The organism is Nonomuraea sp. NPDC047529 (genome assembly GCF_040642995.1).
Taxonomy (GTDB): Bacteria; Actinomycetota; Actinomycetes; order Streptosporangiales; family Streptosporangiaceae; genus Nonomuraea.
Genome location: NZ_JBEYTJ010000003.1, coordinates 170824 through 193250 on the forward strand (window position 1 = coordinate 170824; position 22427 = coordinate 193250).

Annotated in this window: 20 protein-coding genes; 9 read left to right on the plus strand and 11 right to left on the minus strand. The window is 71.2% G+C overall.

Annotation, left to right across the window (positions count from 1 at the left end; genetic code table 11):
* Positions 1 to 2: 2 nt before the first annotated feature.
* A complete protein-coding gene (locus ABZ815_RS07300; RefSeq protein WP_357694979.1) occupies positions 3 to 1085 on the minus strand; it encodes a Gfo/Idh/MocA family oxidoreductase in 1083 nt (360 codons plus the stop codon).
* On the opposite strand from ABZ815_RS07300, the gene ABZ815_RS07305 reads away from it, so the two are divergent.
* Together ABZ815_RS07305 and ABZ815_RS07310 are read left to right on the plus strand one after the other, a co-directional pair.
* A complete protein-coding gene (locus ABZ815_RS07305) occupies positions 1052 to 2026 on the plus strand; it encodes a glucosyl-3-phosphoglycerate synthase (RefSeq protein WP_357694981.1) in 975 nt (324 codons plus the stop codon). The two genes, ABZ815_RS07300 and ABZ815_RS07305, sit on opposite strands and share 34 nt — an antisense overlap.
* Positions 2023 to 3144, plus strand: coding sequence for a glycosyltransferase (locus ABZ815_RS07310; RefSeq protein ID WP_357694983.1), 1122 nt, complete (start codon positions 2023 to 2025; stop codon positions 3142 to 3144). The genes ABZ815_RS07305 and ABZ815_RS07310 overlap by 4 nt, the downstream gene beginning before the upstream one ends.
* Here the strand turns inward: ABZ815_RS07310 and ABZ815_RS07315 are convergent.
* Positions 3133 to 5469: an FtsX-like permease family protein gene (locus ABZ815_RS07315; RefSeq protein ID WP_357695414.1), complete on the minus strand. Its 2337-nt coding sequence runs from the start codon at positions 5467 to 5469 to the stop codon at positions 3133 to 3135. The two genes, ABZ815_RS07310 and ABZ815_RS07315, sit on opposite strands and share 12 nt — an antisense overlap.
* The gene (locus tag ABZ815_RS07320; RefSeq protein WP_357694985.1) at positions 5466 to 6200 is read right to left on the minus strand and encodes an ABC transporter ATP-binding protein; all 735 of its coding nucleotides are present in this window, start codon (positions 6198 to 6200) and stop codon (positions 5466 to 5468) included. The genes ABZ815_RS07315 and ABZ815_RS07320 overlap by 4 nt, the downstream gene beginning before the upstream one ends.
* 98 nt (positions 6201 to 6298) lie before the next feature.
* Between ABZ815_RS07320 and ABZ815_RS07325 the strand changes: the two genes are divergently transcribed.
* Positions 6299 to 6907 carry a response regulator transcription factor gene (locus ABZ815_RS07325; RefSeq protein ID WP_357694987.1) on the plus strand — a complete coding sequence of 203 codons (609 nt, stop codon included), beginning with the start codon at positions 6299 to 6301 and terminating at the stop codon, positions 6905 to 6907.
* On the opposite strand, the gene ABZ815_RS07330 is transcribed toward ABZ815_RS07325, so the two are convergent.
* A complete protein-coding gene (locus ABZ815_RS07330; RefSeq protein ID WP_357694989.1) occupies positions 6848 to 8950 on the minus strand; it encodes a histidine kinase in 2103 nt (700 codons plus the stop codon). The two genes, ABZ815_RS07325 and ABZ815_RS07330, sit on opposite strands and share 60 nt — an antisense overlap.
* A gap of 10 nt (positions 8951 to 8960) precedes the next feature.
* Positions 8961 to 9755, minus strand: a complete 795-nt coding sequence (locus tag ABZ815_RS07335) for a universal stress protein (RefSeq protein ID WP_357694991.1) — start codon at positions 9753 to 9755, stop codon at positions 8961 to 8963.
* 79 nt (positions 9756 to 9834) lie between these two features.
* On the opposite strand from ABZ815_RS07335, the gene ABZ815_RS07340 reads away from it, so the two are divergent.
* Both ABZ815_RS07340 and ABZ815_RS07345 read left to right on the plus strand, forming a co-directional pair.
* Positions 9835 to 10137 carry a hypothetical protein gene (locus ABZ815_RS07340; RefSeq protein WP_357694993.1) on the plus strand — a complete coding sequence of 101 codons (303 nt, stop codon included), beginning with the start codon at positions 9835 to 9837 and terminating at the stop codon, positions 10135 to 10137.
* A gap of 86 nt (positions 10138 to 10223) precedes the next feature.
* On the plus strand, positions 10224 to 10772 hold the full coding sequence (locus tag ABZ815_RS07345; RefSeq protein ID WP_357694995.1) for a phosphatase PAP2 family protein: 549 nt from the start codon (positions 10224 to 10226) through the stop codon (positions 10770 to 10772).
* Here the strand turns inward: ABZ815_RS07345 and pip are convergent.
* The gene (gene pip, locus ABZ815_RS07350) at positions 10738 to 11697 is read right to left on the minus strand and encodes a prolyl aminopeptidase (protein ID WP_357694997.1); all 960 of its coding nucleotides are present in this window, start codon (positions 11695 to 11697) and stop codon (positions 10738 to 10740) included. The two genes, ABZ815_RS07345 and pip, sit on opposite strands and share 35 nt — an antisense overlap.
* A 67-nt stretch (positions 11698 to 11764) precedes the next feature.
* On the opposite strand from pip, the gene ABZ815_RS07355 reads away from it, so the two are divergent.
* Complete coding sequence (locus ABZ815_RS07355; RefSeq protein ID WP_357694999.1) at positions 11765 to 12682, plus strand: threonine/serine dehydratase; 918 nt, start codon at positions 11765 to 11767, stop codon at positions 12680 to 12682.
* Here the strand turns inward: ABZ815_RS07355 and ABZ815_RS07360 are convergent.
* The 5 genes from ABZ815_RS07360 to ABZ815_RS07380 all read right to left on the minus strand — a co-directional run bounded on the left by ABZ815_RS07360 (position 12673) and on the right by ABZ815_RS07380 (position 15803).
* Positions 12673 to 13251 (minus strand): hypothetical protein, encoded by a 579-nt coding sequence (locus ABZ815_RS07360; RefSeq protein ID WP_357695001.1) that lies wholly within the window; start codon positions 13249 to 13251, stop codon positions 12673 to 12675. The two genes, ABZ815_RS07355 and ABZ815_RS07360, sit on opposite strands and share 10 nt — an antisense overlap.
* Positions 13252 to 13318: 67 nt before the next feature.
* The gene (gene mscL / locus ABZ815_RS07365) at positions 13319 to 13738 is read right to left on the minus strand and encodes a large conductance mechanosensitive channel protein MscL (protein WP_357695003.1); all 420 of its coding nucleotides are present in this window, start codon (positions 13736 to 13738) and stop codon (positions 13319 to 13321) included.
* An 80-nt stretch (positions 13739 to 13818) separates the two neighbouring features.
* Positions 13819 to 14034: a DUF397 domain-containing protein gene (locus ABZ815_RS07370; RefSeq protein ID WP_357695005.1), complete on the minus strand. Its 216-nt coding sequence runs from the start codon at positions 14032 to 14034 to the stop codon at positions 13819 to 13821.
* Between the two features lie 162 nt (positions 14035 to 14196).
* On the minus strand, positions 14197 to 14397 hold the full coding sequence (locus ABZ815_RS07375; protein WP_357695007.1) for a DUF397 domain-containing protein: 201 nt from the start codon (positions 14395 to 14397) through the stop codon (positions 14197 to 14199).
* A 566-nt stretch (positions 14398 to 14963) separates the two neighbouring features.
* The gene (locus tag ABZ815_RS07380; RefSeq protein WP_357695009.1) at positions 14964 to 15803 is read right to left on the minus strand and encodes a helix-turn-helix transcriptional regulator; all 840 of its coding nucleotides are present in this window, start codon (positions 15801 to 15803) and stop codon (positions 14964 to 14966) included.
* Between the two features lie 650 nt (positions 15804 to 16453).
* Here ABZ815_RS07380 and glgX point away from each other — a divergent pair.
* The 3 genes from glgX to treZ are packed head-to-tail and all read left to right on the plus strand — an operon-like array spanning position 16454 to position 22392.
* Positions 16454 to 18547, plus strand: a complete 2094-nt coding sequence (gene glgX, locus ABZ815_RS07385) for a glycogen debranching protein GlgX (RefSeq protein WP_357695011.1) — start codon at positions 16454 to 16456, stop codon at positions 18545 to 18547.
* Positions 18540 to 20690 (plus strand): malto-oligosyltrehalose synthase, encoded by a 2151-nt coding sequence (gene treY / locus ABZ815_RS07390; RefSeq protein ID WP_357695013.1) that lies wholly within the window; start codon positions 18540 to 18542, stop codon positions 20688 to 20690. The genes glgX and treY overlap by 8 nt, the downstream gene beginning before the upstream one ends.
* Positions 20680 to 22392: a malto-oligosyltrehalose trehalohydrolase gene (gene treZ, locus ABZ815_RS07395; protein WP_357695015.1), complete on the plus strand. Its 1713-nt coding sequence runs from the start codon at positions 20680 to 20682 to the stop codon at positions 22390 to 22392. The genes treY and treZ overlap by 11 nt, the downstream gene beginning before the upstream one ends.
* Positions 22393 to 22427 lie beyond the last annotated feature (35 nt).

A 22427-nucleotide genomic window follows, 5' to 3' on the forward strand; every position in this document is an offset into this window, starting at 1 on the left:
GCTCACTCATCGAGCATCACCGGCCGGCGTTCGGCGGCGGAGCGGGTGAGGGCGAGGGCCAGGCGGTGGGTTCGCAGGGCTTCGGCGTACGGCGCGCGCACGTCGGCGTCCTTCCCTCGCACCGCGTCGATGAACGCGCGGTCCACGAGGGTCTTGGCGTGCCCGGCGTCCTCGATCGACTCCTCGCCGTCCACGAGCAGCCGGGTCTCGCTGACCTCCAGGGCGATGCCGTCGGCGCACACCTCCAGCCCCACCCGGTGCTTGCGGGGCAGCAGGCAGGAGGTGGCCAGCAGGCCGGTGGCGCCGTCCGTGAAGCTCATGACGGCCGACGTGGCCCGGTCGATCTCGCCCTCCACCCGGTTCCCTGCCGGTACGGCGTGCACCATCGACACCTCGCCGACCAGCAGCCGGGCCAGGTCCAGGACGTGGACCGCCTGCTCCAGGATCTGGCCGCCCGACAGCCCGGCGTTCAGCCACCAGCCGACCGGGGGCACCTTGTCCAGCCAGTGCCCGAGCGCGAGCCGTACGGGCCGGCCGTCGAGCAGTTCCCTGGCCCTGTCGACGACGTCGAGGTAGCGCCAGTGGTGGCCGACGGCGGACGGGAGCCCTCTCCGTTCGATTTCGGCTGCGATGTTTTCTGCGGTTTTGAGATCCATGGAAAGGGGTTTTTCCACGAAAATCGGGAGATTGCAGGATAGGGCGTCGAACTCCGGTTTACCGTGCGCGAAAGGAGGCACACAGACGTAAACAGCGTCGAGACCGCCGGCCTCCAGTAGGCCGGCATGGTCGCCGTAGGCGGGGGAGCCGTACGCGGAGGCCAACGCCTCAGCCTTGTGGAGATCGGTGTCGGCCACCCCGGCGATCGTCACATCGGGGAAGCCGGCCAGGACATCTGCGTGGCGAGCGGCGACATTTCCGGCACCAATGATGCCGACACGGGTAATTGGGGACACAACCCGACATATGCCACGTCTAGGGGTTAACAAACAAAGATGTTCAGAGGCGCATAGATCGGGCAGGGGTCGTGGCCCTATGAGATGGGGCTGACTGCATGGATACAGATGTGCGAGCCTTGGCCAGGGCACAGGAGTGGTATGGCCCGCATTCCAGCACGGCGTCCGAATGGCCGGTGGACGCCTTAATCGCGGCCAAGGGCAACACGACGGTGAGCGTCGTCCTACCGGCGCGCGACGAAGAGCGCACAGTGGGGGACATCGTCACCGTCATCAGGCGTGAGCTGGTGGAGGAGTCGCCACTCGTCGACGAGATCCTCGTCGTCGACTCCAACTCCACCGACGCGACGGCGGAACGGGCCCGCGCGGCGGGCGCGCGGGTCGTGGCGCAGAACGAGGTGCTGCCCCACCTGCCGCGCATGACGGGCAAGGGGGAGGCGCTGTGGAAGGGCCTGGCCGCCTCCCACGGCGACATCGTCGCGTTCGTCGACTCGGACCTGCTCAACTTCGGCTCGCACTTCGTGTCGGGGCTGGTCGGTCCGCTGCTGGTGAACTCCGACACCCATTTCGTCAAGGCGACGTACGAGCGTCCCTTCACGGGCGAGGACGGCGTGCCGCGGCGCGGCGCGGGCGGACGGGTGACCGAGCTGGTGGCCAGGCCCCTGCTCAACATGTTCTGGCCGGAGCTGGCGGGCTTCGGCCAACCTCTCGGCGGCGAGTACGCCGCCCGGCGCGAAGTGCTCGAACAGGTGCCCTTCGTCACCGAGTACGGCGTGGAGCTCGGCCTCCTCGTCGACCTCCTCCACCTCGTGGGACTGGACGCGATGGCCCAGGTGGACCTGGGCTCCCGCGCGCACGGGCACCAGTCCGTGAACGCGCTCGGCCGGATGGCCGGGCAGATCATGCTCACCGCGTGGTCCCGGCTCGAACGCCAGGGCCGCGTGGTGTCGTCGCAGCCCCCGGGACACACGCTGCTGCAGTTCGGGCTCGACGGGCGGGCCGGTCTGGTGGACGTGGGCGTGGCGGAACGACCGCCGCTCGCCTCCCTCATGCTGGAGGAGGACGTCGCGTGAAGGTGCTGATCAACGCGGGACCGTGGCTGGCGGTCCCGCCTCCCGGCTACGGCGGGATCGAGAACGTCGTCGCGACGCTGGTGCCCGCGCTGCGCGAACGCGGCGTGCACATCGTGCTGGCCTCCGTGGCGTCGAGCACGCTGGAGGCCGACGAGCTGATCGCCGTCTACGACGAGGGCCGGTTCGCCGAGCTGCAGAAGCCGTACAACCAGGTCATGGGGATCGCGCACGCGCACCAGGCGCGGGTGGCGGACGAGCTGCGCGCCCGCGACGACATCGACCTCGTCCACGACCACCTGGAGGTCGTCGGGCCGGCGGTGCTGTCGGCGCTGGGCGGGCCGCCGGTGCTGCACACCCTCCACTGGGACCTGTGCAAACATCCGGCCTTCTACGGCGACTTCCCGGGGTCGATCGCGGTCAACGGGGTGTCGGAGTCGCAGCTGGCCCGCGCCCCCGAGGCGCTGCGCGCGGCCTCGCTCGGCGCCGTCTACCTGGCCACCCCGCTCGCGGACCAGGACGTGCGGGCCGAGCGGGGCGAGCACCTGGTGATCATGGGCCGGATCTGCGGGCTCAAGGGCCAGCACGTGGCCGCCGGGATCTGCCAGAAGCTCGGCCTGCCGCTGGTCGTGGCCGGGCCGGTCTGCGGCCGGGACAGCCAGGCCGAGCTGGACGTCGTCCTCCAGGACCCCCACCACCCGCTGCACGGCCACCCCGACGTGCGCTACCACCTCGACCAGTTGTCCCGCTACCTCGACGGCGACCTGATCAAATGGGTCGGCGCGGTCGGCGGCCAGGCCAGGGACGAGCTGTACGCCTCGGCCCGCGCCGCGCTCTTCCCCATCCAGTGGGACGAGCCCGGCGGCACGGCCGTCGTCGAGGCACTGGCGCTCGGGGTGCCGCCGGTGGGCCTGCGCCGCGGCTGCCTCCCCGAGATCATCGACCACGGCCGCACCGGCTTCCTCGCCGACACCGAGGAGGAGCTGGCCGAGTGGGTCCAGCGGGTGGACGAGATCGACCCGGAGGAGTGCCGCCGCGAGGCCCGGCGCCGCTTCTCGCCCGCCGTGATGGCCGACCGCTACCTGGAGCTGTACGGCCGGCTCCTGGGCTCAGACGGCTGACCGCAGCGCGAGCCGGGCCGGCAGAGCGGTGGCGACCAGGGACAGGACGGCCGCCGCCGCGATCACCCCGGCGAAGGCGGGCAGCGGGATGTGCGGCACCGCCGACCCGGTCATGCCCGCGCCGAACGCGGCCAGCGTCACCACGGCCACCGCCGACCCGAGCACCGAGGCGGCCAGCACCGCGCCCAGCGTCTCCAGCCGCAGGGTCCGCAGCACCTGCCGCCGGGTCGTGCCCGTCAGCCGCAGCGCGGTCAGCTCGCCGGACCGGGCCGAGGTCGCCATGGCCAGCGTGTTGACCACGGCGATGGCGGTGAAGGCGATGATCAGGCCCAGGGCCACGAAGGTGACCTGCGGGTTCGCGGTGCTCACCTCGGCCGCCGTGGCCCGGTCGAGCACGCTCGCCCCCGGCAGCGCCGCGGTCAGCGCGGTCCTCGGCACCTGCGGAGCCCGTACGAGCAGCGTGGCGGACGGGTCGTCCACGTGCCCGGCGACCAGCGCGTACGGCAGCGTCACGTCGCCGAAGCCGAGGCCGCGGGAGTAGACGGCGGCGACCGTGAGCGCGGCGGGGGTGCCGTCGCCCAGCGTGAGCTTCAGCGGGTCGCCGGGCCGCAGGCCGAGCAGGTCGGCGGCGGTCCGGCTGATCGCGGCCGAGCCGTCGGCGAAGCCGTCCATGGAACCGGCGACCACCCCCAGGTCGAGGGTGCCGGAGTGGTGGGCGACGGCCTGGGCGGAGAACTTGTCCAGGCCGACCCGCACCGACGTGCGCAGGACCTCGGTCACCGACAGCACGCCGGGCACCGCGCGGGCCGCCTGGCCGGAGGCCCCGGCCACCACGTAGTCGGCGCGGGTGCCGGCGTCGGCCTGCTCCTGGGCGGCGTACCCCATCGTGGTCTGGACGAACAGGATCGTGCACGTCATCGCCACCATCAGGGTCAGCGGCGAGAGCACCGACGCCAGCGCCCCCGACCCGGCGCGCAGGTTGCGCGCGGCCAGGAAGCCGGCCACCCGCGAGATCCGCAGCGGGACCGCCAGCAGCGCCGCCGTCACCCGCGCCACCAGGGGCCCGAGCAGCGTGAACGCCGTCGTCCAGACCAGCGTGGTCAGCAGGGTCACCGGCGTGGCCGCCGCCTCGGTGCGCAGGCCCGACAGGACCAGCGTCAGCACCACGGCCCCGGCCACCGCCACGAGCCCGGCCGCCAGCCGCCACCACGGCAGCCGCGGGCTGCCGAGAGCGGCCTCGCCCAGCGCCTCCACCGGACGGATCCGGGTCAGGCGGCGGGCCGACACCCGGGCCGCGACCCAGGCGGCTCCGACGGTGGCCGCCAGCGCGACCAGCGGCGGGAACGGGCTCACCACCAGGTGCAGGTTCGCCGGCACCGCCCCCAGCGAGACGAACTGCCCGCGCAGCCAGAAGCCCAGCCCGATGCCCGCCGCGGCCCCCAGCGTCCCGGCGGCGGCGCCCACCAGCAGCGCCTCGCCGCCGACCAGCCCGCGCACCTGCTTCGGCGTGGCCGCGATCGCCCGCAGCAGGGCCAGCTCCCGCTGCCGCTGCTGGACGGAGAGCGCGAACGTGCCCATCACGACGAGGATCGCGACCAGCAGCGAGGTGCCGGCCAGCGAGCCGCCCATGCTGATCAGCTTGATCCGGGCCTGCTCGGCGTCGAGGAACTCCAGCCTGCCGCGCTCGTCCCCGGTGTACAGCACGGTGCCCTCGGGAGCCCGGTCGAGGCCGGGGAAGACGCCGGCGGCGCTCACCCTGCCCGGGTGCCCGGCCAGGCGGCGGGCCTGCGCGGTGCTGAAGAACACGGTGTCCTGACTCGGCAGCGCCTGCGCGGTGACCCCGACGACGCGGTATCCGCGCAGCCTGGCGCCCACGTCGAGCCCGGCGCGGGCGTCCACCGCCACCTCGTCGTCGGCCCGCGGGGCGCGGCCCTTGGCGATCGTGAACGGGGTGAGCGCGGCCGACTCCCAGCCGTGCCCGGTGAAGCCGCCGAACGGGAACGTCACCTCGGTCACGACCTTGCGGCCGTCGCGGCGCAGCCCGGCCACGACGGACTCGGGCAGCCAGGCGCGCTCGCCCAGCGCCTTGGCCTTCGTCTTGACGTCGCCGTCGCCCTTGACGACGGTCTGGCGGACGAACTGGTCGGCCGCCACGACCGCGGGCGCGCCGGCGTACCGCTCGGGCAGGACGTCGCCGCGCAGACCGGTCTCCAGCAGCATCAGGCAGGCGCACACCAGCGCGGCGGCGCACAGCAGGGCGAAGAACGCGCCCGCGAAGGCGGCCACGCGGTGCCGCAGGGTCCTCAGGGCCAGCGAGATCATCATCGCGTCCACGCTCCCAGCCGGGTCATGCGCTCGGCGACCTTCTCGGCGGTCGGCGCGGTCATCGCGTCCACGATCCGGCCGTCGGCCAGGAACAGCACCTGGTCGGCGTAGGAGGCGGCCACCGGGTCGTGGGTCACCATCACCACGGTCTGGCCCATGCCGTCCACCACCTCGCGCAGCAGCCTGAGCACGTCGCGGGCGGTCATCGTGTCCAGAGCGCCCGTGGGCTCGTCGCCGAACACCACCTCCGGCCTGGTGACCAGCGCCCTGGCGATGGCCACCCGCTGCTGCTGGCCGCCGGACAGCTGCGCGGGCCGGTGCCCGGCCCTGCCCTCCAGACCGACCCGGCTCAGGATCTCGGTCAGCCAGGCCCGGTCCACGCGGGCCCCGGCCAGGCGCAGCGGGAGCGTGACGTTCTCGATCACGTCGAGCGCGGGGATCAGGTTGAACGCCTGGAAGACGAAACCGATCCGCTCCCGGCGCAGCTCGGTGAGGCGGGTCTCGTCCATGCCGGCCAGCTCCGTGCCGCCCAGCCGGACCGATCCGGAGGAGGGCACGTCCAGCCCCGCCGCGCAGTGCAGGAACGTGCTCTTGCCCGAGCCCGAGGGGCCCATCACCGCTGTGAAGGAGCCGCGCGGGATGCCCACGGACACCTCGCGCAGGGCCGCCACCGCGCCCTGGCCCTTCCCGTACACCTTGCTCACCGCGTCCAACCGCACTACGTCCGTCATGGTTCCAAGCCTGCTGAACTGCGCGTACGCCCACCAGAGACACGATCACCGATGGCCCATGACGTCATCATGATTCGGACACTGATAGACATGTCCCCGTGATTCGCGTACTTCTGGCCGAGGATCAAGCCGTGATCAGGCACGCGCTCGCGACCCTGCTCGGCCTGGAGGCCGACTTCGAGATCGTGGCCGCCGTCGAGTCCGGGGATGCCGCCGTGGCCTCCGCCGCCGTGCACCGGCCGGACGTGGCCGTCCTGGACATCGACATGCCCGGCACCCTCGACGGGCTGGCCGCCGCCGCGGAGATCCGGGCCAGGGTGCCGTCGTGCCGCACGCTCATGCTCACCGCGTACGGCAAGCCCGGCCACCTCAAGCGGGCCCTGGCCGCCCAGGTGGACGGCTTCCTGCTGAAGACGGCCCCGCCGGAGGACCTGGTCTCGGCGATCAGGGAGGTCACGCGCGGCGGCCGGGTGCTCGACCCCTCGCTCGCCGTCACCGCCTGGGACCTGGCCGACAACCCGCTCACGCCGCGCGAGGCCGACGTGCTGCGCCTGGTGGCGGGCGGCGCGGAGGCCACCGACATCGCCCAGCGGCTGCACCTGACCGCCGGGACCGTGCGCAACTACCTGACGGCCATCGTGGCCAAGCTAAACGCGCGCAACCGCACCGACGCCGTGCGCATCGCCACCGAGGCCGGCTGGATCTAGCGGGGCGCGCGCGTCGAGCCGGAACCAGCCGTCCTCGGCGGCGGTGGTGAGCCGGCCGCCCAGCGTGGCCAGGCGGGTGGTGAGGTTGCCCAGGCCCGACGAGCCGCGACGGGGAGCCGCCGTGGCCGCGCCGTCGTTGCGGACGAGCAGCCCGACCTCGTCGCCCGTGGCGGACGTGGAGATCACGCAGGCGCGGGCGGCGCTGTGGCGCAGGACGTTCGTCACGGCCTCGCGCAGCACGGCGCTGAGCACGGTCTCGACCTCGGCCGGCAGCTCGGGGTGCGCGAGCCGTACGGTGACCTCGACCCCGGCCGCCGCCAGCACCTTCCCGGCCGACTCGGCCTCGGCGGCGAAGGACAGCTCGCGCTGCTCGCCGGTGACCGAGCGCAGGTCGTGATGGGCGTGCTCGGCCATGGTGACGACGTTCTCCAGCTCGGCAACGGGGTCGGGCAGGCGGCGGGCCAGCTCGCAGGTGAGCAGGATGGCGGCCAGGCTGTGGCCGAGCAGGTCGTGCAGGTCGCGGGCGGCACGCAGCCGCTCCTCCACCACGGCCGAGCGGGCCAGGCTCTCCCTGGCGGCGTGCAGCTCCTTGGCGAGCTGGGCCAGCCGGAGGAGGCTGTAGACGACCAGGCCGGTCGTCAGCGTGCTCACCGTGATGTTGACCCGGGCGGGCAGCGCATACAGGGAGGCGACCGTCCAGACCGCGGCCAGGATCGCGGCCGTCAGGGGCCAGGCGGTACGCGGGCGGAAGGCGAGCAGCACCGGACCGGCGAGGAACCCCGCCGTCCCCAGCCAGATCGGCCCGAACACCGGGATCGGGGCGAAGGTGAGCGCCGCCATCACCCCCAGCGCCACCATGTGGCGGCCGGTGACCGACCGCAGCTGCATGACCACGATCACGGCCAGCGCCGCGACCGCGGGGGCCAGCAGGCCGGCCGGGATCTGCAGCAGCGCCTTGACGCTGAACCCGACCAGCACGGCGGCCAGCAGGACCACCGAGACGTCGGGCGGCTCGCGCCGGGCGGCCGCGGGCGGGCGGGTCGTGGGCAGCACGGCCTCCACCGTGTAGCGGCCCCGCCCGGACAGGCCGCGGGTGAGCGTGCCGCCCGCCGCCGCCACCTGGCGCGTGAGTCCGGCCGGGTCGCCGAGCCCGCCCAGGCCGTCGTCCTCGGCCGTACGGCGGCCGTCGTCGGCCACTCTCAGGAGTACCTGGGCTCCTTCGGGCTCCTCCCAGGTCTCGATCATGCACACCGTGGCCGTGCCGCGGCGGGCGACGTCCGTGACCGCCTCGCGCAGCACCGAGGCGAGCAGCGCGCCCGCCGGGCCCAGCGGCTCGGTGTGGGCGGCCCGCACCTCCACGCCGACACCCGCCGCCTCCAGCAGGGCGCGGGCGGTCGTCAGCTCGGGGGCCAGGGACATCGCGCGGTAGCTCGCCGCCGCGGCGCGGGCGTCGGCCAGCGACAGTCGCGCCGTCGTGACCACCTCGCCGAGCAGTCGCGCCGCGTTCTGCGGCGCGGCCAGCGCCCGCCGCGCGCCCGCGCCGATCGCGGCCAGGCCGCGCCCGAGGCCGTCGCTCAGCTCGGCCGCGATGCGCAGCCGCTCCTCGGCCACCGCCGCCGCGGCCAGCGCCGGACGGGTGGCCTCCATCTCGGCCACCCGCTCGACCAGCCGGTTGAGGCCGAACACGACCAGCGCCATCAGGATCGTCGTGATCGCGAGGTCCGTCGTGGAGACCGCGTCACCGGCGTACCGCCAGTGGTGGATCACGACGCCGCTGAACGCCACCGCGGGCGCGACCGCCCACCAGCGCGTCACCAGCAGCGAGCCGGCGAGGAACCCCAGGATCGCCACGGACGCGCCCTGCCCCAGCGTCACCGCGTAGACCAGCACGCCCTGGACGGCGAGCAGCCACCCCTTCCTGACCCGCAGCGTGAAGGCGCACTGAGCGGCGAACACCGCCAGCGCCCCCCACGCGCCGGCCACCACGTAGACGCCGGCCAGGGAGGCCAGCACCACGACGACGATCAACCGGGCGACACGCACGCCCAGAAGCTTAGGAGAAACCCCTCGGCAGCACGGTGACCGGGCAGGACGACGACCTGAGCACCTTCATCGCCAGCTCGCCCAGGAACACCCGGTGGGGCTGGGCGTCCTCGCCCGCGGCGCACACCAGCAGCTCGCCGGGCTGCCACTCGACGTCCTTCAGCGCGGCCTGCACGTCGTGGCCCTCGGCCACCTCCGACTCGGCCTCGATGCCGGTGCTCTCCCAGGCCAGCCGTACGGCCAGGGCGAGGTCGTCGCGCAGCTTGCCCTGGTCCTCGGTGCGCAGGTCGAGGGTGATCAGCCGGAGGGGCACGTCGAGCCGCAGCGCGGCCTGCGCCACCCGCTCGACCGCCGCGTCGCACTGCGGCCGGTGGACGTAGGCGAGGGTGAGCCGGGCGGGCTCGTCGGGCGGCACGTAGCCCGAGGGCGCCAGCATCACCGCCTCCGGCGACAGGTGCAGCAGGTGGTCGGCGGTGCTGCCGACGGCGATGCGGCCGTACTGGCCGCCGCTCGCCGAGCCGACCACGATCAGGTCGGCCCTGATCCTGCTGGCCAGCACCGACAGCCCGCGCCCGGGGCCCCGGCTCTCGAACGCCATGTACTCGGCCGGGACGACGCCCAGCTCCTCGCCCGCGTGCGCCAGGTTGGCCTGGGCCTCCACGGCCAGCCCCGGGCTGCCCGGGGGATAGATCGACGCCACCGTGAGCTCGCCCCCGGTGAGCCGGGTGATGGCGGCCCCGAGCGCGAGCGCATCGCGCCCACCGGGGTCGTTGCTGTAGCCGACGATCACGTGCTCTCCGATCACGTTTGCCCTCTTACCCGCTCTGACCTGGGAATACGCGGTCTCTCTCGATGCGTTTGAAACGATTGGAGGCGTAAAAACAGTGAAGATCACCCTTGACACCCGTTTCAACGGGTCACTCGGCCCCGTCACCCTTCGTGAAGCGGTTCAGCAACTCAGAGAGCACGACCTGACGTGCACCGTCCCCGCCGGCGTCGTCGAGCAGAAGGTCACCGTCTTCTCCGACTGCGTGGAGCGCGGTTTCACCCCCTTGCGCAGCGAGATCATGGCCGCCTGCTTCGTGGCCGAGCGGGACGCCACCTCCGAGGCGTTCGACCGCGGGCTCATCACCGAAGGCGAGCTGGAGCAGAAGCGCAGCCTGCTCGTACGCCAGTATCTTGCGTAAAACCCGGAATCACCCTTTCGGTCGAAGCATTTGACGATCAAAGTTCATAAGGTCGTGTCCACTACCCGTTCACGGATTGGACACCTGTGTACCGCGACATCGTCGACTTCGCCCTGACCACGCCCGGGTGGTTGCACGCCCTCGCCGAGTTCGGCACGGACGCCGGCCTGTTCGTCTTCGCGGCGCTGTTCCTCGTGTGCTGGTGGCGGGCGCGCCAGGCCCCCGCCCGCGACCTCGCGCTCGCCATCGCCGGGCCGGCCGGGGTGGTGGGCGCGTACATCGTGAGCGAGGGCGTGAAGCTGCTGGTCCGGGAGGACCGGCCGTGCCGTGGCGGGATCGCCACGATCGCGGCCTGCCCGCCCTCGACGGACTGGTCCTTCCCCAGCAACCACACCGTGATCGCGGCCGGGGCGGCGGGCACGCTCATCCTGGTCTGGCGCGCCCTGGCCTGGGTGGTGCTGCCGCTGGCCGCCCTGATGGGCTTCACCCGGGTGTTCGTCGGCGTGCACTACCCGCACGACGTGGCCGGCGGCTTCCTCCTCGGCCTTGTGCTCGCGCCGCTGTTCGCGCTGCTGCTGGTCGGCGCGGTCACGCCCGCGGTCAGGCTCGCGCGAAGCCGTCTGTCGCCGCGATGAGCCGGTCGACGATGCCGGGCTCGCTCGCCGCGTGCCCGGCGTCGTGCACGACCTGGAAGTCGGCCTCGGGCCACGCCTTGTGCAGGTCCCAGGCGGTGGCCATGGGCGTGCAGGCGTCGTAGCGGCCCTGGATGATCACGGCGGGGATGTGCCGGACGCGGTCGACGTCCCTGATGAGCTGCTCGGGCCCGAACCAGCCGCCGTGGTGGAAGTAGTGGTTCTCGATCCTGGCGAACGACACCGCCATCTTGTCCTCGCCGAACTCCGCCACCAGGCTCGGGTCGGGCAGCAGCGTGATCGTGGCGCCCTCCCACTGGGACCACGCCTTGGCCGCCGCGAGCCGGACCGCCTCGTCGTCGCCTTCGAGCCGGGCGCGGTAGGCGGCCATGAGGTCGTCGCGCTCCTCGGCGGGGATCGGCGCCACGTACGACTCCCACAGGTCGGGGAACAGGTAGCTCGCGCCCTCCTGGTAGAACCAGCGCAGCTCGTGCGGGCGCAGCGTGAAGATCCCGCGCAGCACCAGCTCGGTCGTACGGTCGGGGTGCGTCTGGGCGTAGGCCAGCGACAGCGCGCTGCCCCACGAGCCGCCGAACACCTGCCACCGCTCGATGCCCAGGTGCTCGCGCAGGCGTTCCATGTCGGCCACCAGGTTCCAGGTGGTGTTGGCGGCCAGCGACGTGCCCGGCTCGCTGGCGTGCGGCAGGCTGCGACCGCAGTTGCGCTGGTCGAACAGGACGATCCGGTACAGCTCGGGGTTCCACTGCCGGCGGTGATCGGCGCTGCACCCGGCGCCCGGCCCGCCGTGCAGCATGACGGCCGGCTTCCCGTCGGGATTGCCGCAGACCTCCCAGTAGATCTGGTTGCCGTCGCCCACGTCGAGCAGGCCGGACTCGTAGGGTTCGATGGGCGGGTACAGAGTTCTCATGTCTTGCGATCCTGCCATGGACCAGGCACTCGTCGAATTGTGCCGTTCTGAAGCCTAAAGTCATCACATGGACCTGGTGACGATCGACGACATCCGCACGGCGGCCGGGCGCATCAAGGGGATCGCGGTGCGCACCCCGCTCCTGCCGATGGGCGAGGCGTGGCTGAAGCCCGAGAGCCTGCAACCGGTCGGCTCGTTCAAGATCCGCGGCGCCTACAACGCGCTGGCCGCCCTGCGTCCCTCCGGAGTCGTCACGCACTCCTCCGGCAACCACGGCCAGGCGCTGGCGTTCGCGGCGGCCGAGTTCGGCGTGCCGTGCGTGGTCGTCGTGCCCGAGGGCACGCCCGCGGTCAAGGCGGCGGCGATCGAGGGGTGGGGCGCCGAGCTGGTGGTAGTGCCTCCCGACCAGCGCGAGGTGACGGCCGAGCGGCTGGCGGGCGAGCGCGGCCTGACGCTGGTGCCGCCCTACGACCACCGCGCGATCATCGCCGGGCAGGGCACGATCGGCCTGGAGATCGTCGAGGACCTGCCGGACGTCGAGGTGGTGCTCGTGCCGATCAGCGGCGGCGGGCTGGCCGCGGGCGTCGCGGCGGCGGTCAAGGCGCTGCGGCCCGACGTCCGCGTGTACGGCGTGGAGCCCGAACTGGCCGCCGACGCCGCCGAGAGCCTGGCGGCCGGGCACGTGGTGGCCTGGGAGACCACCCGCACGTTCCGGACCATCGCCGACGGGCTGCGGGTGAACAAGGTGTCCGAGCTCACCTTCGTCCACCTGCGCGAGCACCTCGAAGGCATCGTCACGGTGTCGGAGGAGGAGCTGCGGGCGGCGGTGCGGCACATCGCGCGCACGGCCCGGCTGGTGGCCGAGCCCAGCGGCGCGGCGACCACGGCCGCCCTGCTGTCGGGCCGCGTCCCCGCCGGGCGCACGGTGGCCGTGCTGTCCGGGGGGAACGTCGATCCGGAGCTGTTCGCCCAGGTCTACGCCTGAGCCCAGGTGCGGCGGGTCAGGAACCCGCGCTCGCCGGTGGCGTACTCGGTGAACGCCTGCCGCACCTCCTCCAGCTCGGGCACGACCGCCCGGACCATCGTGCCCTCCTTGTACTCCAGCTCGTAGCCGGGGGAGACCTGGAGGAAGTGGTGGCCGAAGTTCACCAGGGCCACGAACGGGTTCTGCGGCGACAGGGTGGCCAGGACGTCGTGGACCAGGCCGAGGTCGGGGTCGTGGACGACCATCCCGTCGCCGGTGTGGAGCTGCATGCCCTCGTACACGCCGAGCGGGGCCACGTTGTGCACCAGGTCGCGCTGGGGGTCGTAGCAGACCATGCCGTGCGCGCGGGCGGTGGTGAACACCTGGGCCGAGGTCTCGTCCATCGTGTCCAGGTCCATCGTCACTAGGACGTGCCCGGGGTACAGGGTGACCTCCCCGGGCAGCTCCTTGGCGACGTCGGGCACGTCCCCCTCGACGGGGTCGCTCCGCTTCACCGCCAGATACGTGGCCCGGGCCTGATCCCTGCTGATCGGCACGGGCTCGTCCCAGACCATCAACTCAACGCTCATCGGTCCATCTTGCCGAACGTCCACCATGCTGGCGCACCACTGGGGTCAAGAGTCCGTGATGTACGGTTCAGCGCGGTTTCTCGGACTCGGGCACCAGCTCGGCCGTGCAATGGGCGCACCGCCTGGCCTCGGACGGGATGTCGGACAGGCATTCGGGGCACTGCTGGGTCGTCGCGGCCTGGTCCCGGTCGAACAGGTGGATCAGCCGCGTCATGGGGGCCACGACCAGCCAGTAGACGACCGCCGCGATGACCATGAAGGTCACCAGGTGGTTGAGGAAGTCGCCGTACTTGAACCGGCTGCCGTTGATCGTGAAGGAGTACTCGGCGAAGTTCGGCTGCCGGCCGCCGGTCACCGCGCCGATGAGCGGGGTGACGAGGTCGGTGACCAGCGCCTGGACGAGCCCGCTGAAGGTCGCCCCGACGATCACGGCGACGGCCAGCTCGACGATGTTGCCACGGAGTAAGAACTTCTTGAAACCGCCCATGGAGTCGGCATATTGCCGGGGGCCGCGGCCTGAAACCCCGATGGCCCCCGACAGAGCCCGATCGAGAACGTCGTGGCCGGTCAGAGCTGGGGCGCGAGCCGTTCGAGATCGAAGAGGCCGCGTCGCACGCCGTCGAGGAACGCGTTCCACTCGTCGATGGTGAACGACAGGACGGCACCGCTGGCGTCCTGACTTCCCCGCACCCAGACCCGGTCGGAGAGCATGGTGACTTCGACGCATTCGCCGTTGTTGCAGCGATGCCACGCAACCTGGTCAAGGGCAGGTGGGCGTTTCATGCACTACCTCCTGGAGGTCGGCTGTAGAGGTATTGCGCCGATGTGATATTACCCCGATCGCCGGATGCCACTCGGGCCGCCGTCGCGCCCCCCGGATCATCCTGGACATGAAAAAAGGCGGACACCCGTGGGATGTCCGCCTCACATGGCCGGCCGGTCGGCTCAGCCGGCCTCCCGGATCTTCCCGATGAACGCATTCCATTCGGTGGCGTCGAAGGTGAGAACGGGACTGTTCGGATTCTTGTTGTCGCGGATGCCGATGGAATCACGCGAGAAATAGGCGACCTCTACGCAGTCGCCATTGTTGCAGCGCGACGAGGCGCGCCAGCGAGGAAATGCACCAAGGTCTTGTTCGTTCGACATTGTCGCTCCCTACGGGCCATCGGCGGCGCCGGGCGGACCGGCGTGCACAGGCGATGTGAGCTCGGCGCTGACGGTCTTGGTGGACCGTTTCACCCGAGGCCACGACCCTACACCCGGGAGCCTGCCGGACTGGGCATCTCGCCGGGCGCGGGACGGTTCTCCCGCGGCGCGCCCACCGGGAAACCGCGGAGCCGGGGGCCGGGGACGGGCGGCGCCGCCGGTGCCCGGTTCTCCTTCTCCGGCGATGCGCAGGGACACGCTCTCCGGCGCGCCTGAATTTCGCCGGAATTACCGCGGGACGGGGTCGCCTCTTTTCCCGGACGGGAAGGGCGCCGGGAAACCCGGCCGTCGGCCATTCGGCTGCCGGACGCCAAGGGCGGGATCCGGATCGCCGCAGCCCTCGCGCCGACGTTCGACGCCTTTCTGGCCGATGGGTTTTTGGCCGGGTGTCTGTGTCATCAGGTGGGCGATATATAGGATATTTCGGGTTTATGGAGTGCCGAGCAAAGCGCTCGAACGGCAATTGCCAAAGGCGATTGCCGGAGGTCGCCCGGAGAGCGCGGCAACTAGGCGAATTTGCGTGCCATTTCGGCCAGCTGTTTCTTCGACTCCTGCGGGTTCAGGGCCTCGGCGCGGAGATGGTTGATCGTCTCCCTGAACGGCTCGACCTTGTCGCCTTCGAGGTAGAACAGGCCCATCTGATGCTCGACGAAGACGGTGTCGGCGATGCCCGACCTCTTGTCGAACTCCAGCAGCCGGAACGTGCTGTCGAACCCCATGTGCGCGCCCACCGTGAAAGGGATCACCTGGATGGTGACCTGCGGCAGCTCCGTGACGGTGAGGAGGTGGCGCAGCTGCTCCAGCATGGTCTGCCGGCCTCCGACGTGGCGGTGCAGCGCCGACTCGTCGAGCAGGACCCAGTAGTCGGGCGGCTCCCTGCCGGTCAGCAGCTCCTGGCGCTTCAGGCGGGCCAGCACCCGGTCCTGGAGGATGTCGTTGTCGATGCGCGGCAGGCAGCCCCGGATGACGGCTCGGGCGTAGTCCTCCGTCTGGAGCAGCCCGGGGATCGTGGTGATCTCGTATTCGGTGATGGCCACGCTGTCGGCCTCCAGCCCGATCATGGGCCGGAAGCTGCGGTTGTCGTAGTCCTGCCACCAGTGTTTCTGCCGGGCGTCCTTGGCCAGGGTCATCAGCTCCGAGGAGTCCTGGACGCCGTAGAGCCTGCACAGGTCGCGGACGTCGCGCAGGCTCACCCTGCGCTGGGCCGTCTCGATGCGGCTGATCTTGGCCGGAGAGCAGAGCAGGTGTTCGGCGACCTCGGCGATGCTCAGGCCCGCCTCGTGGCGCAGTTCGCGCAGCCGCATGGCGAGCTGTCGTTGCCGGAGCGTCGGATTGGGGACGGACATCGCCACGCTCCTTCGACCGTCGCGGCCTGCTGCTCTGGAGCGTACCCCCGCTGCATTCTTTCGAAGTCGTGAGCGGTAGGTAATCGTCACCGGCACGTTCCTATGGCAAGTGCCAAATCGAGGTGGGTTTCTGGCGTTGGAGGGTAAAAGTCAACCAAGCCGTAAGAGAGGGGGATGCCCAGGGCTGATCCACTCGAAACCGCCAGAGATCGAAATGCCGCGTTCATTCCCTGACGTGAAGGCTCACCAGAGGCCGTCCGTCACATAAGGCTGGGCCGATGTCGTCTCGTCGGCCCGGTTCCCCGATCTTTCGCTCCTGCCAGAGCGTGAGGATCGGTTCTCCATGATTGTCTGTCTCCGACGGGCAGGGCCGGCCGCTGCGCCCGTCCTGCCGAGGGGGATCGGGGACGCAGTGTCGCGTCACCCGATCGCGGGTGCGGATCCGGTGCGCAGGGGCCGCGCACCGGATCCGTGAACCCCGCCACACCCCCCACCGGGCCGAATACGTGGGCCGCCGTCGACACCGCGCTGTCGGAGGCGGCCCACTCACATTTCCGAGTATCTCGGACGGACGGGTGGGAAGGAACAGGGTGGCCTTGTCCGTCGGAGCAGGGGAACGGAACATGGGGAGAGACCGCAAGGGAGCCTCGATGATCGAGATCTGGCCTGGAGACCCCTACCCTCTGGGGGCGACGTACGACGGCGCGGGCACGAACTTCTCGCTCTACACCGAGGTGGCCCAGGCGGTGGAGCTGTGCCTGTTCGACGAGGACAACGTCGAGTCGCGGGTGCCGCTCGCGGAGGTCGACGGGTTCATCTGGCACGGCTACCTGCCGGGCATCGGCCCCGGCCAGCGCTACGGCTACCGGGTGCACGGGCCGTACGAGCCGGCGCGGGGGCTGCGCTGCAACCCCAGCAAGCTGCTGCTCGACCCGTACGCGATGGCGATCGAGGGCGGCGTCGACTGGCACGAGGCGGTCTACGGCTACCGGTTCGGCCAGCCGGACACGCGCAACGACGCCGACTCGTCCCCGTACGTGCCGCGGTCCATCGTGATCAACCCGTTCTTCGGGTGGGGGCACGACCGGCCGCCGGCGACGCCGTACCACGACACGGTGATCTACGAGGCGCACGTGCGCGGGCTGACGATAAGCCATCCCAAGATCCCCAAGCACCTGCGCGGCACGTACGCGGCGCTCGGCCACCCCGAGATCCTCGACCACCTCACCAAGCTGGGCGTGACGGCGCTGGAGCTGATGCCGGTGCACCAGTTCGTCACCGACCACATCCTGGAGCAGCGCGGCCTGTCCAACTACTGGGGCTACAACTCCATCGGCTTCTTCGCCCCGCACAACCGCTACTCTAGCACCGGGCAGCGCGGCGGGCAGGTGCTGGAGTTCAAGGCGATGGTGCGCAGCCTGCACGAGGCGGGCATCGAGGTCATCCTCGACGTCGTCTACAACCACACCGCCGAGGGCAACCACCTGGGGCCGACGCTGGGGTTCCGGGGCATCGACAACAGCAACTACTACCGCCTGGTCGAGAACGACAAGCGCTACTACGTCGACACCACGGGCACGGGCAACAGCCTGCTCATGCGCTCCCCGCACGTCCTTCAGATGATCATGGACTCGCTCCGCTACTGGGTCATCGAGATGCACGTCGACGGGTTCCGCTTCGACCTCGCCTCCACCCTCGCCCGCGAGCTGCACGAGGTCGACCGGCTGAGCGCCTTCTTCGACCTGGTGCAGCAGGACCCGGTGCTGTCGCAGGTCAAGCTCATCGCCGAGCCCTGGGACGTCGGCCCCGGCGGCTACCAGGTCGGCAACTTCCCCTCGCGCTGGACCGAGTGGAACGGCCGCTACCGCGACACGATCCGCGACCTGTGGCGCGGGCAGGCCGCCACGCTGCCGGAGTTCGGCTCCCGCTTCACCGGGTCGAGCGACCTGTACAAGGACGACAGCCGCCGCCCGGCCGCCTCGATCAACTTCGTGACCTGCCACGACGGCTTCACCCTCCAGGACCTCGTGGCGTACAACAACAAGCACAACGAGGCGAACAAGGAGGGCAACCGCGACGGCACCGACGACAACAGGTCGTGGAACTGCGGCGAGGAGGGCCCGGCGAGCCTGGCCATCGAGTCGCTGCGCGAGCAGCAGAAGCGCAACTTCCTCACCACGCTGTTCCTGTCGCAGGGCGTGCCGATGCTCTCGCACGGCGACGAGCTGGGCCGCACCCAGAAGGGCAACAACAACGGCTACTGCCAGGACAACGAGCTGACCTGGGTCGACTGGTCCGACATCAGGGAGAACTGGCTGCTGCTGGAGTTCACCCAGGAGCTGGCGGCGCTGCGCAAGAAACATCCGGTCTTCCGGCGCAGGAGGTTCTTCTACGGCAAGCCGGTACGCGGGCTGAGCGACATCGCCTGGCTCACCCCCTCCGGGGAGGAGATGACCGACAGCGATTGGAACGTCGGCTACGCCAAGTCGCTGGCCGTCTTCCTCAACGGCGACGCCATCACCGAGCCCGACCGGCGCGGCCGGCCGATCAGGGACGACTCCTTCCTGGTGCTGTTCAACGCCCACCACGACACGATCAAGTTCACGATCCCCGAGGACTACGGCGAGATGTGGCACACCGAGATCGACACCGCGATGCCCATCAGGCTCGACGTGCGGATGGTGCGCGCGGGCGAGGCGATCGAGGTCCCCGGACGCAGCGTTCGGGTGCTGCGCCGTGTCTAGGCCGGTCTCGACGTACCGGGTGCAGCTCACCCCCGACTTCGGTTTCGCGCAGGTCGCCGAGATCGCCGGTTACCTGCGCGACCTCGGCGTCAGCCACGTCTACCTGTCGCCGATCCTCCAGGCCACGCCCGAGTCGCGGCACGGCTACGACGTCGTCGACCACTCCAGGATCAGGGAGGAGTTCGGCGGGGCCACCGGCTTCCGCGAGATGGCCCGGCAACTGGCCGCCCAGGACCTGGGCATCGTCATCGACATCGTGCCCAACCACATGAACACGATGAACGCCCAGTTCTGGTCGGTGCTCAAGGACGGGCCCGCCTCGCCGTACGCGAACTGGTTCGACATCGAGTGGGTGGACGGGAAGGTGGCGCTGCCGGTGCTCGGCGACGACACCGAGCCCGTGGTGGACGGCGACGTCCTGCGCTACCACGAGCACGCCTTCCCCCACCCCGGCCACTACCGGCTGGTCGACTGGCGCGAGGGCCCCGGCTACCGGCGCTTCTTCGACGTGTCGTCGCTGATCGGGCTGCGCGTGGAGGACCCGTCGGTGCTGTCCGCCACGCACGAGGTGATCTTCTGGCTGTTCGACGAGGGCCTGGTCGACGGGTTGCGCATCGATCACCCCGACGGCCTGGCCGACCCCCGGGGCTACCTCGACCGGCTGCGCGAGCGGATCGGCGCCCCCTGGACGGTCGTGGAGAAGATCCTCATCGGCCCAGAGCGGCTGCAGCCCGACTGGGCCTGCGACGGCTCGACCGGCTACGAGGTGCTCAACCGGGTCAACGGCCTGTTCGTGGACCCTTCGGGCAAGGAACCGCTGGTCCGGCTGTTCGGCGAGCTGACCGGGCAGCCGGAGGAGTACCGTCCGGTCATGGTCGCGGCCAAGCGCGAGGTGCTCGACCTGTTCTTCGGCGCGGAGATCGACCGGCTGGCCAGGGTCACCGGCTGCGACCCCGCCGCCGTGTCGGAGCTGCTGGCCGCGATGCCGCTCTACCGCGCCTACCTGGTGCCGGGGGAGGAGCCGCCGCCCGAGTCGGTCGAGATCGTCGAGCTGGCCGCCGCCGAGTGCTCGCCCGCCGTGCGGCCGCTCGTCCAGGAGGTCCTGTACGGGTCGGCGGAGGCGATCGTCCGTTTCCAGCAGACGTGCGGGCCGGTCATGGCCAAGGGCGTGGAGGACACCGCGCTGTACCGGTGGTATCCGCTGTCCTGCCTCAACGAGGTGGGCGGCGAGCCCGACGCGTTCGGCGTCTCGGTGGAGGAGTTCCATGACTTCTGCGGGGAGATGTCCCCGTACACGATGACGACCCTGTCCACGCACGACACCAAGCGGTCGGAGGACGTGCGCGCCCGGCTGTCGGTGTTGTCGGAGATGCCCAGGGAGTGGGCGTCCGTGGTGGGCGAATGGTCGAGCGAGCTCTCCTTCGACCCCCACCTCGACTACCTGGCCTGGCAGAACCTCATGGCGGCCTGGCCGATCTCCGCAGAACGCTTCGCCGAATACCTGCTCAAGGCGGCTCGCGAGGCCAAGACCGCGATCTCGTGGGTGCGTCCGGACGCCGGCTACGAGCGGCGGCTGCGGGAGTTCGCGCAGGCCGCCGTGCGGTTGCCGGTGGAGGAGTTCACCGAGCGCATCGAGCCGTTCGCGATGTCGAACTCGCTCGGGGCCAAGCTGGTTCAGCTCATGATGCCCGGGGTGCCCGACGTGTACCAGGGCAACGAGACCACCGACTTCTCGCTGGTCGATCCGGACAACCGGCGGCCCGTGACGTACCCGCGCAAGCCCGAGACCTCCTGGGACGCGGCCAAGCTGCTGGTCACGACGCAGGCGTTGCGGCTGCGCAGGCGGCTCGGGGGCGCGGCGCCGTACCTGCCGCTGCGGGCCGAGGGGGAGGCGGCCGAGCACGCGATCGCCTTCGCCAGGGGCGAAGGCCCGCGGGCGGTGGCGGTCGCCACCAGGCTGCCGGTACGCCTCGCGCGCCGGTCCGCGGTCGCCGGCCACTCGGTGTGGGGCGACACCACCTTGACCCTGCCCGGCGGATCCTGGCGCGACCTGCTCACCGGCGAGCCGCATTCGGGGACGGTTCCGCTGGCCCGGCTGCTCGATCAGTACCCCGTCTCACTACTGGAGCGACATGATCTTTGAGGTCTGGGCACCGAGGGCCACGGCTGTCGAGGTCGACGTTCTGGACGGACGCCGGCCGATGTCCCCCAGGGAGAGAGGCTGGTGGTGGGCCGAGGTCGCCGAGGCCGGACACGGCACCAGGTACGCCTTCGTCCTCGACGGCGGCGGGCCCTACCCGGACCCGAGGTCCCGGCGGCAGCCGGAGGGGGTGTTCGGGCCGAGCGCGGTCTACGAGCACGCCCGCTTCACCTGGTCCGACCACGACTGGAAGGGCCGCGACCTGCGCGGTTCGGTGATCTACGAGCTGCACGTCGGCACGTTCACCGGCGAGGGCACGTTCGCCGCGGCGGTCGAGCGGCTGGAGCACCTGGTCGAGCTCTGCGTGGACTTCGTGGAGATCATGCCGGTCGCGCCCGTCCCCGGCAGGCGCAACTGGGGGTACGACGGGGTCGACCTCTACGCGGTCAACGAGACGTACGGCGGCCCCGACGGGCTGAAGTCGTTCGTGGACGCGTGCCACCGGGCCGGGATCGGCGTCATCCTGGACGTGGTCTACAACCATCTGGGGCCGTCGGGAAACTTCCTACACCCCTTTGGTCCGTACTTTTCCGGCTTTGCTGGTAGTTATTGGGGTGAAGCCGTCAATCTGGACGGGCCCGGGTCCGACGAGGTGCGCCGGTACTTCATCGGCAACGCCGTCCAGTGGTTGCGCGACTACCACGTCGACGGCCTGCGCCTGGACGCCGTCCACGCGCTGCACGACAAACGCGCCCGTCACCTGCTGGCCGAGCTGTCGGAGGAGGTCGACGCGCTGGCCTGCTCGCTCGGCCGGCCGCTGTCGCTGATCGCCGAGTCCGACCTCAACGACCCGCGCATGGTCCGTCCGCTGGAGGCCGGCGGCCTGGGGATGACCGCGCAGTGGAACGACGACGTCCACCACGCCCTGCACACCGCCGTGAGCGGCGAGAGCCACGGCTACTACGAGGACTTCGCCGACCCGTCGGCGCTGGCCAGGGTGCTGACCCAAGGGGTGCTGCACGACGGCGGCTACTCCAGCTTCCGCGACCGGGCCCACGGCCAGTCCTTCGCCGGCGTGCCCGGTCACCGGCTGGTCGCCTGCCTGCAGAACCACGACCAGATCGGCAACCGGCCCGGCGGCGACCGGCTGCCCGTGTCGGCGCTCAGGCTGGGGGCGGGGCTGCTGCTGACCTCGCCGTTCACGCCGATGTTGTTCATGGGGGAGGAGTGGGGTGCTCGCACGCCGTTCCTGTTCTTCTCCGACCACGTGGAGCCCGAGCTGCGGGAGAGCGAGGGGGCGCGGCGCGAGCGCGAGTTCGACGGCTTCGGGTACGCCTGGGACGCGCCCGACCCGTCCGACGAGGAGGCGTTCCTGCGGTCCAAGCTGGACTGGGGCGAACTGAAGGAGGAGGAGAACTGGTCCCTGCTGTGCTGGTACCGGGACCTGATCGCCCTCCGCAAGGCGCTGCCGGAGCTGTCGGACCCGAGGCTGGAGCGGGTGCGGGTGGAGGCGGACCCGGACGGGAAGTGGCTGGTCATGTGGCGCGGGACGGTGTGCGTCAGCGTCAACCTCTCCCCCGAGACGCTGACGTTGCCTCCGGCGGGCGCGGTCGTCCTGCTCGCCTCCGACGACCCGGTCTCCGCCGGGCCCGACGGCCTGCGCCTTCCCGGCCAGACCCTCGCCATCTCCCGTACCGTCCCCTAAGTCGTCCACAGGGTGGGGGCGGGGCGGCGGAGTTG

Bases quoted from the DNA above. Each gene is read 5' to 3' on its own strand.
- ABZ815_RS07355 (WP_357694999.1), top strand. From the start codon at position 11,765: ATGGACCTGGTGACGATCGACGACATCCGCACGGCGGCCGGGCGCATC.
- ABZ815_RS07315 (WP_357695414.1), bottom strand. From the start codon at position 5,469: ATGATGATCTCGCTGGCCCTGAGGACCCTGCGGCACCGCGTGGCCGCC.
- mscL (WP_357695003.1), bottom strand. From the start codon at position 13,738: ATGGGCGGTTTCAAGAAGTTCTTACTCCGTGGCAACATCGTCGAGCTG.
- treZ (WP_357695015.1), top strand. From the start codon at position 20,680: ATGATCTTTGAGGTCTGGGCACCGAGGGCCACGGCTGTCGAGGTCGAC.
- glgX (WP_357695011.1), top strand. From the start codon at position 16,454: ATGATCGAGATCTGGCCTGGAGACCCCTACCCTCTGGGGGCGACGTAC.
- ABZ815_RS07320 (WP_357694985.1), bottom strand. From the start codon at position 6,200: ATGACGGACGTAGTGCGGTTGGACGCGGTGAGCAAGGTGTACGGGAAG.
- ABZ815_RS07375 (WP_357695007.1), bottom strand. From the start codon at position 14,397: ATGTCGAACGAACAAGACCTTGGTGCATTTCCTCGCTGGCGCGCCTCG.
- ABZ815_RS07380 (WP_357695009.1), bottom strand. From the start codon at position 15,803: ATGTCCGTCCCCAATCCGACGCTCCGGCAACGACAGCTCGCCATGCGG.
- ABZ815_RS07360 (WP_357695001.1), bottom strand. From the start codon at position 13,251: ATGAGCGTTGAGTTGATGGTCTGGGACGAGCCCGTGCCGATCAGCAGG.
- ABZ815_RS07370 (WP_357695005.1), bottom strand. From the start codon at position 14,034: ATGAAACGCCCACCTGCCCTTGACCAGGTTGCGTGGCATCGCTGCAAC.
- pip (WP_357694997.1), bottom strand. From the start codon at position 11,697: ATGAGAACTCTGTACCCGCCCATCGAACCCTACGAGTCCGGCCTGCTC.
- ABZ815_RS07305 (WP_357694981.1), top strand. From the start codon at position 1,052: ATGGATACAGATGTGCGAGCCTTGGCCAGGGCACAGGAGTGGTATGGC.